This window comes from Streptomyces niphimycinicus (assembly GCF_018883605.1).
GTDB lineage: Bacteria > Actinomycetota > Actinomycetes > Streptomycetales > Streptomycetaceae > Streptomyces > Streptomyces niphimycinicus.
In genome coordinates, this window is sequence record NZ_JAHLEM010000444.1 from 1 (window position 1) to 13,648 (window position 13,648).

Below are 13,648 nucleotides of genomic sequence, written 5' to 3' on the forward strand. Positions count from 1 at the left end.
CTGGGCCGCCGTCGCACGCGGGCCGCCGAAGGACGCGGTGCCGCCGAAGGACGCGGTGCCGCCGCCGAAGGGCGACAGGCCGCCGCTAGCAGGGGTGCTGACCCCGATAGTCGGGGTGCCACCCGGCGCGGAAGCGCCATCTCCTGTGGGGACACCGCCCGCCACGTGGCCGTCAGTCGGGGCCGCCTGGGCCGCCGTCACACGCGGTCCGCCGAGGCCGAAGGCCGGAGTGCCACCCGCCGCAGACGCCCCGCCCGCCGCAGACGCCCCGCCCGCCGCGGAAGCGGCGCCCCCCGTGAGGACGCCGCCCCCCGTGAGGACGCCGCCCCCCGTGGGGACGCCACGCCGGGCCGCCTGGGCCGCCGTCGCACGCCGTCCGCCGAATGCCGGGGCACCGCCGCCGAAAGCCGACAGGCCACCGAAAGCCGACAGGCCACCGAAAGCCGCGGTGCCGCCACCCAAAGCAGGGGTGCTGACCCTGAAGGCCGGGGTGCCGCCCCCGAAGGCCGGGGGGCCACCTGGTGTGGCAGGGCGGCCGCGCTCGCCGCCTGGGTTACCGGCCGGCAGGCCATACGCGTCGGTCATGTCGTCGCCGCCCTCTCCATCTCCAGCTCCACTTCCGTGCCCCCGTCCGGCGCCGATCTCAGCCGGGCCGTGCCGCCGTTCCGCTGCATCCGGCCGATGATCGACTCGCGTACGCCCATCCGGTCCTCCGGCACCGCGTCCACGTCGAAGCCGGGGCCTCGGTCGCGCACGGAGATGAACACCGTGGCCCCCTCGACCTCGGCGAAGACCTGGACGGCCCCGCCGTCGCCACCGTACTTGGCCGCGTTGACCATCGCCTCGCGCGCTGCCTGCATCTGTGCGCTCAGTTTCTCGTCCAGCGGGCAGTCGCCGACCACCACCACCTCGATCGGGACGCCGTGGTGGTCCTCGACCTCCGCCGCCGTCTTCTTCACCGCCTCCGCGAGGGTGTCCGGCTCCTCGGCCTCGTCCTTGCCCGTGCCCTCCGGCCGGTAGAGCCAGGCGCGCAGTTCCCGCTCCTGGGCGCGGGCGAGCCGGGCCACCTCGCGGGGCTCCTCCGCGTTCCGCTGGATCAGGGTGAGGGTGTGCAGCACGGAGTCATGGACGTGGGCCGCCACCTCCGCCCGCTCCTGCGCGCGGATGCGCATCAGCCGTTCCTCCGAGAGGTCCTGCGTCATCCGCACCACATACGGGCCCACCAGCAGCGCGATGCCGACGAGAACGGCCAGGGCCGCTTGAAGCACGGCCCCCAGGTGCTTGGCCGAACCCTGTAGGACGACGATCCCGGACACCCCGGCCGCCACCAGCACGACCCCCGTGGCGCCACGGGCCAGGGGCAGCACCCGCTTGCTGCGGCTGAGCTCGGCCCACTGGGCGCGGCGCGCGTTGTCCGCCTGGCGCCAGAAGAGGGCGACGCCCGCGCCGATGAGGAGGAGCGGCCAGATGTAGGTGTTGGCGCGGCCGAGGTGGAAGCCCTGGATGAAGATGCCCATACCGGCACAGAGAGCGACCAGGGCGATGATCTGGCCCCGCTCCGGCCTGCGGGCCAGGATCCGGCGGCGGCCGTCGGGGCCCACGGTGGTGAGCGGGCGGGTGGTCATCGTCTCCACGCCGCCGACGCCGAGCGGGACGATGAACCAGAAGAGCGCGTAGACGAGCGCGCCGAACCCCTCCGCCATGAACAGCGCGACGAAGACGATCCGCACCCACAGGACCGGAAGCCCGAGATGCCCCGCGAGCCCTCGCGCCACACCGCCGAGGAGGCGGCCTTCGGCACTGCGGTAGAGCTTGCGCGGGGGTGGCTCGGGGGTCGTAGGGGGCACGGCGGCGGTCATGGCTCGATCGTCACACGTCCGGCCGACAGTGGGTATCAGGGTCGCCCCTGATCGTCCCCCGACCCGGCGCCCGGAGTCCCGCCAAGGGGCCCCGGCTCCGGCCCGCCCGGGGTCCCGATCCCGGCCCGACCCGGCCCCGACCCCGGCCCGCCCAGGGTCCCGATCCCGGCCCGCCCGGGGTCCGGCCCGGCAGCCCCCTCAGGACATCCACACCCACCCCATACATCCACACACATCCCCATACACTCACACACGCACCCACACAAGCGTCCGGCCACCGCCCCGCAGGCGCCCTTAGCCCCTCCCCCTCAGCCCTCGCCCTCAGCCCTCCCCCTCACCCCCTCCCTCCTCAGAGGCCCCACGCCGTGACCGGCGGCGGACGGCATAGGTGAGGGCCGAGGTCAGGGCCGCCACGCACAGGCCGCCCAGGAGCGCCGGGAGGACGATCTCCGGGCGGACGTCCCACTTTCCGGCCGCGTCCATCCCGTACGCGGCGGCCACGCCCAGGATCACGAGACCGGCCACCAGCTTGCCCGGCTCGAACGCATGGCGGGTCCGGTCGGGGACCGGGTGACCGAGCGAGTGGTCGAACGAATGCCCGGATGACTGACCGAATGAATGGCGCCTCATGATCGCTTCACCTCCACGGTGCCCAGCCCCAGCTCCAGCTTCAGCGAGACCGTCCCCTCGGCCTTACGGCCGCCCGCCGGGTCCAGGGTGAGCTTGCGCTCCCGGCCCGGCCCGATGTCGACGTTGTTCGTCTTCTCGCCCGGAAGCCAGATGTCGCCGATCCCGACCTCGATGTCCAGCTTCACCCGGGCGTCGCGCGGGACCGTCACGGCCAGCTTGCCCGCGCCCATCTCCACCCGGCTGGAGACGCTGCCGCCCGCCTTCAGGGGCAGCCGGTCCAGCTTCAACTCGGCGACGCCGCCGCCCAGCTCATAGCCGCCGCGCAGGGAGCTCACGGAGGTCGGGGCCCAAGTGCGGCGGGCCCAGTCGGGGGTGACGGAATCGGGGAGGGCCGCCGCACCCGCCAGCAGCACGCTCGTAAGGAGCGCGAGGAACACCGTGCCGCCACCGGCGCGGCCCCAGCGGGAGCCGATCACCAGGGCCAGCCCGAAGACGCCCAGCGCGCAGGCGAATCCGATCTCGAGGCTGGTGCCCAGCGGCTGCGAGGACCAGCCCGCCCGCGCCCCCACCACGGCGGCGGCGACCGCCACCAGGAAGGCCCAGCCGCCGATCGACGCCCGGTCCCGCACCCGGCGGGCCCGCTCCGCCTTCGCCTCCGCCTTGTCGTACGGACCGTCGTCCGGCCCCCACAGATAGCCGGTACGCGACCCGGCGCCGGACCCCGAGGCGAAGCCCAGCGGCCCGGTCGTGCCGTCCTTGACGATCGGGTCGCGCCACCAGGACGGGGCGGGGCCGCCGCGCGTGGGCGGGGCCTTGGTCTCGGGCGGCGCGTCGGCGACCGCCTGGGCCGTGGCCGGGTCCACCGCGCCCACGCTCACCGCCTGGCGGCGGTGGTGCGACCAGTAGCCCGCACCGGCCGCCGCGAGGGCGAGCATGAACGAGAAGTACATGACGCCGCCGTTGTTGAGCATCGACAGGAACAGCCCACAGCCCACCAGCGCCACCAGCACCGCCGTCAGCCCCGGGCCCTCGACCCGCCCCGAGAGCAGCCTGCGCCCCTCGTTCTCGTCCTCGTCGTGGAACGGGATCAGCAGCCAGCAGAAGCCGTAGACGATCAGGCCGAGGCCGCCCGCGACGCCCAGCACCGACAGCGCCACCCGGAAGATCACCGGGTCCAGATCGCAGTAGCGGCCGAGCCCTCCGCACACCCCCGAGATCACCTTATGGTCACGACTGCGCCGCAGTGGCGTCTGTGACAGACGGGAACCGGACGCGGCCTCGGCCTCGTCCGCCACGGTGGGTGCTTCGGTCATGCCTCCATGGTGACAACAGGGCCGAACCCGCGACATCCGGCATGCCCCTAGGTCTTCCCTGAGATCTCCCCAAGGGTCGCGGCGGCTATCGTGTCGCATCGAACGTGTGCGGGAGGGGACAGCGGTGTCGGACGAAGGCCACCTGATAGCCGGACGTTACCGCCTGGTCGAGAAGATCGGCCGTGGCGGCATGGGCACGGTGTGGCGCGCGGAGGACGAACTGCTGGGCCGCCAGGTGGCGGTCAAGCAGCTCTACGTCTCTCCGCACCTCGCCGAGGACGAGCTGACGACGCTGCACGAACGCACCCGCCGCGAGGCGCGCAGCGCGGCCCGCATCACCCATCCCAATGTGGTCGTGGTCCATGACGTGGTGGACCACTACGGACTGCCGTGCATCGTCATGGAGTACGTGCCCTCCACGACCCTCGCCGACCTGCTGAAGAACGGCCAGCGGGTCGCCCCCGACGAGGCCGCCCGCATCGGCCGCGGCATGATCGCCGCCCTGCGCGCCGCGCACGCGGCCGGGGTGCTGCACCGGGACGTCAAGCCCGGCAACGTACTGCTCGGCCCCGAAGGCCGGGTCGTGCTCACGGACTTCGGCATCGCGATGGCCACCGGCACCTCGACGCTGACCAAGACCGGCGAGGTCGTCGGCTCCATCGACTACATCGCGCCCGAGCGGGTCAGGGGCCGCAAGCCCGGCCCCGCGTCGGACCTCTGGGCGCTGGGGGCGACGCTCTACCAGGCGGTCGAGGGGCGGCCCCCGTTCCGCAAGGCCACGGCGATCGAGACGGGTTACGCGATCGCCGTCGATCCGCTGGACCCGCCCAAACAGGCGGGGGCGCTGGGTCCGCTGATCGAGCGCCTGCTGGCGAAGGAGCCGGAACTGCGGCCCTCGGCGGAGGAAACCGAACGGTCGCTGCGGCTGCCCGCGGCGGAGGCCGAGACGACATCGCTGTCGACGCCGCCGCTCGACGCGACCATGAATCTGTCGACGCGGCGGGAGCCCGGCGCGGCCACGGGTGGGACCACGAGCACCACATCCAGCGCCTCGCCGAACCCGCCCACGACATCGACCCCGTATTCACACACGTCCCACACACCGAGCACGCCGCATACGCCGGGTGGGCCGAACGCCCCGCACACACCGAGCACTCCGTACCCCTCGGATCCGCGGCTTCCGCACCACCCGCCGGGCACGGGGAACACCCCGGGCACGGGGAACACTCCAGGTACGGGCAGCACCCCGGGTACGGGGAACACCCCGGGTACGGGGAACACCCCGGGTACGGGGAGCACCCCGGGCACCGCGAACATCCCCGGCCGGCAGCACACCCCGCCCACCTCCACGCCGTTCACCGCGTCGACGCCGTCCATGACGACGCAGACGCCGGTGTCCCCGCCCACCCCCGCCCCCGCTCCGGCGCGTAAGAGCCGTAAGGCGGTGCGGACGGCCGTGGCGGCCTCCCTGGCGGTCGTGACCGTGGCGGGCGGCGTCTATCTGTTCGGCTTCGACCACGACAACGGCAAGAAGAACGGCGGCGGGCAGTCCGTCACGGACAAGCCGTCGGCCCCCGCGAACAAGCCGTACAGCCCGCCGGACGGCTACCACATCGTCACCGAGAAGAAGTTCGGCTTCTCCCTGCCCATCCCCGACGGCTGGTCCCGCCAGGAGCAGTCCGACCCCGACGGCAACACGGTCGACCGCACCCAGGAGGTCCGCTACCTCGCCCCCAACGGGCTGGTCGGTCTGCGGATCAACGTCCTGGACTTCGCCTCCGGTGACCAGGTCCAGCACTTCGAGGACCTCGAGGTCGGGTTCAAGGACAAGAAGGCGTACCCGATCTACGAGCGGCTGCGGCTTCAGGAGACGAAGTACCAGGGCTTGCCCGCCGCCATCTGGGAGTTCAAGTTCCGCGGCGAGGTCCGGATGTACCGCGCGATCGACCTCGGCTTCGGCAAGGAGGGCGAGAAGGAGTACGCGATCTACCTGAGCGCCCCGGACGCGGAATGGGGCACCTACCGGCCGATCTTCGACGTGGTCCGGAACGGCTTCCGCATCCTGAGCTGACGGGCCGGGGCCCCGGGCCCCGGCCACGCCCCGCGCGAAGCGACACGCGCCCGACAGGTCCCGCGTAAAGCCTCACGCCCTACGTGAAGAGCTGCGAGCCCTGCCGGCGCCGGCGCTTGGAGATGGCGACGTCCAGGGAGAGATACGGCGCCCCCGCCAGCACCAGCGGCAGCCACGCCATCAGATAGGCCAGGTCGTTGCCGTAGTAGTAGGGGTCCGACTGCCAGCTCACCGTGAGCCACAGGCTCAGGGAGATCAGCGCGCCGCCGAAGGCGGCCAGGCGGGAGAGAAGGCCCACCAGGATGCCGAGGCCGACGGCCAGTTCGCCGTAGGCCATGACGTAGCCGAAGGCGGTGGGGTCCTTGAGAGCCTGGTCGACCATCCAGGGCAGGGCCGAGCTGTCCCGCACCTGACGCATCAGCGCGCCGATCGAGCCGGTGCCCGAGTCGGACAGGAAGGCCGAGTCGGTGAGTTTGTCGATCCCGGCGTAGACGAAGGTGACACCGAGGAAGATCCGCAGTGGCAGCAGCGCGTAACGGGCGGCCGTGGCCCGGACTCCCACGGGCTGCTGCCCGCCTATGCCGTTCACGCCGCCCACCCCGTGCACGCTGCCGCCGCTGCCCGCCGTGCCCGAACCGGCCATACGATCCGCGTGTCTCATGCCGCCCGCCTCTCCCGTCGCGCCGCTCATTTCGTTGCGCGTTCGACAAAACCATACGGAGCGGCAGGCCGGAACGACTCAGTCCATGACATCGATGGGATAGGGGTTGGTCTCCGCGCCCGAGGCCGTCACGACCTGTACATCCACCCGGCCCGGCTCGACGTCCACCGGGACCGGCACCGTGAGCGCGGTGTCCGTCGGGCTGCTGAAGCCTCCGGCGACCGGGACCAGCGGCACATGGACATGCACCGTGCCGATGCGGACGACCAACTTGGCCAGCCGGTCCGGGTCCTGGGCACCCGGCGGGACGAAGCCGCTGCCGCGGATCTCGATGTCGTCGCCGGTGCGGATCGGGGCGTCGCGGTCGATGGCGCCCTCCTCGGGGCGGACCCGTACGACGGACAGCACGGTCGGCCGGCCGCCCTCCGCGTACTTCCCGGTCAGGTACATCACCACCGATACGACCGCCAGCAGCGCCAGGCCCCACGGCAGATCGGGCAGCCGCCACGGCTCGCGGCCCAGGCGGACGGCGGCGAAGGCGAGGGCCGCGGTGTGGACGACGATGTACTGCACATCGGCGAAGCTGCCGCGGCCCGCGTCGTCGGTCAGCAGATCGGCGGCGCGCGGGCGCACCGCCCGCACCTTCTGAAGCCGCTGCGCCCGCACCCGGGCCGCCACGACGAGCCGTGCCAGCACCGCGGTCACACACGTCAACGCGGCGACCGTAAGGAGCCCGGCGGCATGGTCCAGGGCCAGTCCGTCGGTCAGCCGCTGCCGGTCGCCGGGAGCCACGGCCAGCTCGACGCCGAGCACCAGCACCGCGAAGACCGCGATCAGCAGCCAGGCGGCGGCGACGGCGCGGGAGGTGGAGAGGCGGTTGTCCTCGCCGACCAGCGGGGCGAGCGGGCCGCCGTCCGCGCGGTGCAGCCGGGCGGTGAGGGTCAGCAGCGCGGCGGTGACCACGGCGGCGGTGAGCCCGGCCGTCCGGGCGACCGACCAGCCCGTGCCGATCGCCGTGGCCAACTGACCGATCAGTAGCGCGCCGACCGCGCCCCACACCACGAACACGGTGCGCCGCCACACCCGGTACCGCCAGGCCGAGGTCTCGGCCCGGCCGCTGTCGGCGACCGAGCGGGCCGCCTGGGACAGCTCGTCCGAGACCCACTGCCGGGACGCCCCCGCCGAGTGGACGAGGGCCGCTGGAAGGCCCTCTCCGGCCGCGAAACGCTCGCGCAGGGCCACGAACGCGGCCACCGCCCGCCGATGGCCGTCACGGGCCCCCTGAGGGCATTCACAGCCCGTGTGGCCGTGGGGATGCCCATGGAGGTGCTGTCCTTCTGCCGTCGTGGCGTTCTCCGCCGTCTCCACCGCCACGCGGGTCGCTCCGTCGTTCACTCGTTCCGTACGGGACCGCGGGTTCGCGCGGCACCGCCCAACTGACAGGTATCGAGAGGGGATTGTGCCGCACCGCGGAGGGGGTCAGCTCAGCAGGTCCGGCTCATCGCGGGTGATCTGTAGATACAGAGGTTGATAGTTGATCCACGCCACAAGATCGTTTCCCAGTTGCTCGCGCGTCCGCATCGCGTCGCCGTAGTCGATGGGCACCGGCCTGCCCGACGCCTTCGCGGTGAGCTGCACCTGGGCGGCCCGCTCCATCGTGATGAACCACCACGCGGCCGCGTCGACCGAGTCCCCGACCGTCAGCAGACCGCGATTGCGCAGGATGAGGGCCTTGTACCCGCCGAGCGCCGCGGCGATCGCGCGCCCCTCGTCCTCGTCCACGACGACGCCCGTGGTGCCCCCGTAGACCGCGTGGTCCTCGAAGAACGCGCAGACCTCCTGGGTGATCGGCTCCAGCGGCTCGCCGAGCGCGGCCAGCGCGCGGCCGTGCACCGAGCGGCTGTGCGCGACGGCCACGACGTCCGGCCGCGCCTGATGCACGGACGAGTGAACGACAAAGGCCGCCTGGTTGACGTGGGAGTGCCCCTCCACGACCTGGCCCGCCTGATTGACGAGGAGCAGATCGCTCACGGTGATATGGCCGAAGGGCACGCCGAAAGGGTTCACCCAGTAGCAGTCGGTGAATTCCGGGTCCCGCACGGTGATATGCCCCGCGACCCCCTCCTCGTACCCGAACCGCCCGAACAGGCGCAGCGCCGCCGCCAGCCGCTCCTTGCGATAGCGGCGCTCGTCGTGGGGGGAGGCGTGCTGCGGGGGCATGGTGAACCGCAGCCGATCGGTCGGTATCGGGGTGGGCGTCTGCGGCTGGTCCGTCATCGGCGGCTCCGCTCCTCGGGGGTGCTGAAGCGGAAGCTACCTCTGGGTATCGCAGGAGGCCAGAGTCAGGGCCTGCTACAGATGGTCGATCTCGGTGAGGTCGATGTCGATGGTGAAGGGGACGGAGAGCTTGAGGTGGTCGTGGTGAATGCCGGTGGACCGGTAAACGCGCCTTTCTTCGTCGAGCTCGAAGACATGGACCACGGCGCGTGCGTCCGTGTTGGTCATCTCAACGCGCCAGAAGTGCTGGATACCCGCGTTGGCATACTTGTGCGGCTTGGTGTCGTGATCGCGGGCCTCGGACTCGGGGGAGACCACCTCGACGGCGAGGATCACATCGCCGACCTCGAAAGAGGTCTGTACACGGCTCCGCACGGCTTCGGCACGCATCACCGTGATGTCCGGTTCCGGGCCGTTGCGCTTGTCGATCACCACGGTCATCTCACGCGCGATCCGCAGTTCGGGGGGCGCAGTGCGGCGTAGCCCGCTCACCAGCAGATCAATCGCAAGGCTGTGAAAGTAGCGCTGCGGACCCACGAAAACCAGACTCCCGTCGATCAACTCGGTGTGCGGCGGGAGATCAGGCAGACTCAGCAAATCGTCCACGGTGTAGCCATCCAGCGGCGGCACCGGCCACGAGGTGGTGTGCAGCGGCTCAGCGGTCATGGTTCCTCCCATGGACGGGATTCTCGGCCGTAGGGCCAGCGTACCGAGCGCGAACGCCGACGCCGCCGCTCAAACGAATGAGCGACGGCGTCGGCGTTGACGATCAGATGATGATCAGCGGGAGGGCGGTCACTCCCACTCGATGGTGCCGGGCGGCTTGCTGGTGATGTCCAGCACCACCCGGTTGATCTGGTCGACCTCGTTCGTGATGCGGGTCGAGATCCGCGACAGCACGTCGTACGGCAGCCGCGACCAGTCCGCCGTCATCGCGTCCTCCGAGGAGACCGGGCGCAGCACGATCGGGTGGCCGTAGGTGCGGCCGTCGCCCTGGACGCCGACCGAGCGGACGTCGGCGAGCAGGACCACCGGGCACTGCCAGATGTCGCGGTCCAGACCAGCGGCGGTCAGCTCCTCGCGGGCGATGGCGTCGGCCTCGCGCAGCAGGTCCAGGCGCTCCTTGTTGACCTCGCCGACGATGCGGATGCCCAGGCCCGGGCCCGGGAAGGGCTGGCGGTGGACGATCTCGTCCGGGAGGCCGAGCTCCTGGCCGACCATCCGCACCTCGTCCTTGAACAGCCGGCGCAGCGGCTCGACGAGCTGGAACTCGATGTCGTCGGGCAGCCCGCCCACATTGTGGTGGGACTTGATGTTGGCGGTGCCGGTGCCGCCGCCGGACTCCACGACGTCGGGGTAGAGGGTGCCCTGGACCAGGAACTCCACGTCCTCCCCGGCCGCGCCCGCCTCGGCCACCAGCTCGGCCTGGGCCTGCTCGAAGACCCGGATGAACTCCCGGCCGATGATCTTCCGCTTCTCCTCGGGATCGGACACCTCGGCGAGCGCGGACAGGAACCGCTCCTCGGCCTCGACGACCTTGAGCTGCACCCCGGTGGCCGCCACGAAGTCCTTCTCGACCTGCTCGGACTCGCCCTTGCGCATCAGGCCGTGGTCCACGTACACGCAGGTCAACTGGTCGCCGATGGCCTTCTGGACGAGGGCGGCGGCGACCGCCGAGTCCACGCCGCCGGACAGCCCGCAGATCGCGCGCTTGGTGCCGACCTGCTCGCGGATCGCGGCCACGGACTCCTCGACCACATTGCTGGTGGTCCAGGTGGGCTCCAGACCGGCGCCCCGGTAGAGGAAGTGCTCCAGCACCTGCTGGCCGTGGGTGGAGTGCATCACCTCGGGGTGGTGCTGTACGCCGTACAGCCTGCGCTCATCGCATTCGAAGGCCGCGACCGGGACCACATCAGTGGACGCGGTGACGGTGAAGCCCTCGGGGGCCTGGGAGCAGGCGTCGCCGTGCGACATCCACACCTGCTGCTCATCGGGGGTGCCCGCGAAGAGCGTCGAGCCCTGCTTGGTGACGGTGAGCGCCGTACGGCCGTACTCCCGCGCCCCGGTGTTGTCCACGGTGCCGCCGAGCGCCCTGGCCATGAGCTGGAAGCCGTAGCACATGCCGAAGACCGGGACGCCCGCTTCGAAGATCGCGGCATCGAGGGAGGGCGCGCCCTCGGCGTAGACCGACGAGGGACCGCCGGAGAGGATGATCGCCTTGGGGTTCTTGGCGAGCATCTCGGCCACCGGCATGGTGGACGGAACGATCTCGCTGTAGACCCGGGCCTCACGGACCCTGCGGGCGATGAGCTGGGCGTACTGCGCGCCGAAGTCGACGACCAGGACGGTGTCGGGGGCGGCAGCAGGGGACGCTGATGGCACTTCGGCGGCCTTCCGGCGGTGGTGGCGTGCGATGGAACCGTCTGCGGCGGGACCGCAGGTTTGGACTTTCGATTCTAACGGGCTCATAATCGACGCCATGTCCACGCACGCGACCTTCGTCTTTACCTATGGCACCGGCCCGTCCGGCTGCCATGGTCGTGCTGCGTAAACACTGACAGCGACTTCCCAGGCGCCCCGGGCCGGCAAAGGCCCGGGGCGCTCTGTCGTTTCTCACGGGTCTTGACCGGACTCCAGGGCTCCGCGACATGGACCAGGAGATACGGACATGAGTAGCAGCGTTTCGGCCACCGAGGCCGCCGATGTGATCGGCGGCGCGCGGGAGCGGATCGACGCCCTCGACGGGCGGATCCTCGATCTCGTCCGGGAGCGGATGGCCGTCTCGGCCGCCATCCAGGAGGCGCGGATCGCGTCGGGCGGGCGGCGGGTGCAGCTCTCCCGCGAGATGGAGATCCTCGACCGCTACCGGCAGCGGCTGGGCAAGCCCGGTACGACGCTCGCCATGACGCTGCTGGAGCTGTGCCGGGGCCGGATCTGACACCGCCGCCTTTCGGCCAAGCGGAGAACCCCCGCACCAAGCGGCGGGCCTCCCCGCCGAACGAAGGGGCCCCTCGAACAAGCGAAGGGCCCCGGGGGCGCCCGAACGGGGCGGGCGCCTCCGGGGCCCTAGGCGGTCAGCACCGGCGTCAGGGCAGCGCCGGTGCTGAGAGGCGGCGCCGGGGGGTGCGCCGCTGGTTTCTGGGGCCCGTATGTCACGGGTATGCCCGCATGTCACGGGTATGTCCGTATGTCAGGGGTGCGCCCGTGTGTCAGGGGTGTCTGAACGGCGCGTACGCCCGGGTGGTCGGACCAATGTCGGGGTGTGACCGGGGGCGTTCTCCCTCTCAGCATCGTGGTGGATGCGGAGCGCCGGGCGCAACCTTTTCGACCGGATACGGTCGGCCCCAGGCGTCCCCGGGACCGACCGTCCTTGAGGTGGTGACCGGGCTGCTGTCCCCTGCCGACCGGTCACCTCGCCGATGCGAGGTCCCACGACGCGCCGCCTGAATCACCACAGGGGCCGCGTCTCATCGCCTCGGCGGATCTGAGCCACGCGTGGATTTTCCGGGCCGCTCCTGGCTGGCGCGGCACCGGGCACAACGAGCCCCCGCGCGGGCCGGTCACCCGCCGTACGGGTGATGACATGCGGAGCCGAGCCCCCGTGGCGGATTCTGTGACCATTCTGTGAGCAACCGTGAAGGCAACCTTTCGGCCATTCGCCTGGTCATGTACGTGCAAACGCACGGCCACACCCGCGCCCCCACCGCGACGGCCTTCCACATGCGTATCGCCCCCGGGTGATACGTACGGACCCAGAGAGGTCTTCATGAAGCTTCGCCGCGCCCTGGCGGCTGCCGCAGCTACGGCCGCCATAGCACCCGCCGCACTTCTCGCGGCCCCCGCCGCCTTCGCGGAGACGCCGAGCGAGAGCCCGTCGCCGTCCGCCTCCGAGACGGTCACGCCGTCTCCGGAGGACCCGTCCCCGTCGCCGACGGAGACCACTCCGACCGAGGAGCCGACGCCGACCACCCCGGCGCCGTCCACGAGCGCCACCGAGGCTCCGACCCCCGGCGACACTCCCTCGTCCACCCCGGCCGAGACCGCCACCCCGACCCCGACCCCGACGTCGACCGAGGGACCGGGCGACGGCGAGTGCGCGGACGACGGGGACTACAACGAGGACCCGGAGCTCAGCACGACCCTGGTCGGCCTGCCGTCGAAGGTCGTGGCGGGCAGCGGCTTCCACGGCTTCACGTTCCAGGTGAAGAACGAGTCGGACCGCAGCTACCAGCGGGTCGACTTCGGGCTCTTCGCGGGCACGGTGCACGAGTCCGCCCCCGACGGGACGGGCAAGTACCTGACGTTGCAGTACAAGGACCCCGAGACCGGCGCCTGGAAGGCGATCTCCACCGACGAGAACGACGCGGGCTCCGGCTACATCGGCTACACCGATGTGCGTCCGCACGAGACCCTCAAGGTCGACCTCCGGCTGAGCGTCGCCAAGAGCGCGCCCGAGGGCTTCGGCTACGCCATCAGCGTCGGCGTGTACGCGGACGACAAGGGCAACTGCGTCTACTCGACCGGTGAGTACTACGAGTTCGACGTGCTCAAGGCGGGTTCGGAGCCGGGCAAGGTGCCGCCGGCCGACCCGAAGCCGCAGGGTGGCAGGAAGCCGCTGCCGCACAAGCCGGAAGGCAACACGGAGATCAGCCCGCAGGGCAGCCTGGCCGAAACGGGTTCCTCGTCGGCGCTGCCGATGATCGCCCTGATCGGTGGTGTGGCGATGGCCGCGGGCGGAGGCGCGGTCTTCGTGGTCCGCCGCCGTCGCGCCACCGTCTGACGGTCCTGACTCCGGCGGTTTTCAGGGGGCGGGCGTGGGCCGGGCACCGGCCCGCGC

At 71.6% G+C, this 13,648-nt stretch carries 11 protein-coding genes; 3 read left to right on the plus strand and 8 right to left on the minus strand.

Translation table 11 applies throughout. The features are described 5' to 3' along the window. Positions 1–581: 581 nt before the first annotated feature. From KN815_RS31890 to KN815_RS31900, 3 genes are all read right to left on the minus strand, one after another. Positions 582–1,859 (minus strand): ATP-binding protein, encoded by a 1,278-nt coding sequence (locus KN815_RS31890; RefSeq protein ID WP_216345336.1) that lies wholly within the window; start codon positions 1,857–1,859, stop codon positions 582–584. Between the two features lie 321 nt (positions 1,860–2,180). After that, positions 2,181–2,489 (minus strand): hypothetical protein, encoded by a 309-nt coding sequence (locus tag KN815_RS31895; RefSeq protein ID WP_253209361.1) that lies wholly within the window; start codon positions 2,487–2,489, stop codon positions 2,181–2,183. Then, positions 2,486–3,802, minus strand: a complete 1,317-nt coding sequence (locus tag KN815_RS31900) for a PspC domain-containing protein (RefSeq protein ID WP_253209362.1) — start codon at positions 3,800–3,802, stop codon at positions 2,486–2,488. Before KN815_RS31900 ends, KN815_RS31895 begins: the two co-directional genes overlap by 4 nt. Before the next feature lie 124 nt (positions 3,803–3,926). Here KN815_RS31900 and KN815_RS31905 point away from each other — a divergent pair, with 124 nt between their 5' ends. Further along, positions 3,927–5,873, plus strand: coding sequence for a serine/threonine-protein kinase (locus KN815_RS31905; RefSeq protein WP_216345338.1), 1,947 nt, complete (start codon positions 3,927–3,929; stop codon positions 5,871–5,873). 79 nt (positions 5,874–5,952) lie between these two features. Here the strand turns inward: KN815_RS31905 and KN815_RS31910 are convergent, their stop codons facing one another. The 5 genes from KN815_RS31910 to guaA all read right to left on the minus strand — a co-directional run bounded on the left by KN815_RS31910 (position 5,953) and on the right by guaA (position 11,193). Continuing rightward, entirely contained in the window at positions 5,953–6,534 is a 582-nt protein-coding gene (locus tag KN815_RS31910) for a DoxX family protein (protein WP_216345339.1), read from the minus strand. A gap of 78 nt (positions 6,535–6,612) precedes the next feature. Beyond that, positions 6,613–7,908 carry a hypothetical protein gene (locus KN815_RS31915; protein WP_216345340.1) on the minus strand — a complete coding sequence of 432 codons (1,296 nt, stop codon included), beginning with the start codon at positions 7,906–7,908 and terminating at the stop codon, positions 6,613–6,615. Between the two features lie 105 nt (positions 7,909–8,013). Next, a complete protein-coding gene (locus KN815_RS31920) occupies positions 8,014–8,811 on the minus strand; it encodes a class II aldolase/adducin family protein (RefSeq protein ID WP_216345341.1) in 798 nt (265 codons plus the stop codon). 75 nt (positions 8,812–8,886) lie between these two features. Then, on the minus strand, positions 8,887–9,477 hold the full coding sequence (locus tag KN815_RS31925; RefSeq protein ID WP_216345342.1) for a Uma2 family endonuclease: 591 nt from the start codon (positions 9,475–9,477) through the stop codon (positions 8,887–8,889). Between the two features lie 129 nt (positions 9,478–9,606). Next, positions 9,607–11,193, minus strand: a complete 1,587-nt coding sequence (gene guaA / locus KN815_RS31930; protein ID WP_216345343.1) for a glutamine-hydrolyzing GMP synthase — start codon at positions 11,191–11,193, stop codon at positions 9,607–9,609. Between the two features lie 286 nt (positions 11,194–11,479). Here guaA and KN815_RS31935 point away from each other — a divergent pair, with 286 nt between their 5' ends. Together KN815_RS31935 and KN815_RS31940 are read left to right on the plus strand one after the other, a co-directional pair. Continuing rightward, the gene (locus KN815_RS31935; protein WP_216345344.1) at positions 11,480–11,749 is read left to right on the plus strand and encodes a chorismate mutase; all 270 of its coding nucleotides are present in this window, start codon (positions 11,480–11,482) and stop codon (positions 11,747–11,749) included. Between the two features lie 828 nt (positions 11,750–12,577). Beyond that, entirely contained in the window at positions 12,578–13,591 is a 1,014-nt protein-coding gene (locus tag KN815_RS31940) for an LAETG motif-containing sortase-dependent surface protein (protein WP_216345345.1), read from the plus strand. Positions 13,592–13,648 lie beyond the last annotated feature (57 nt).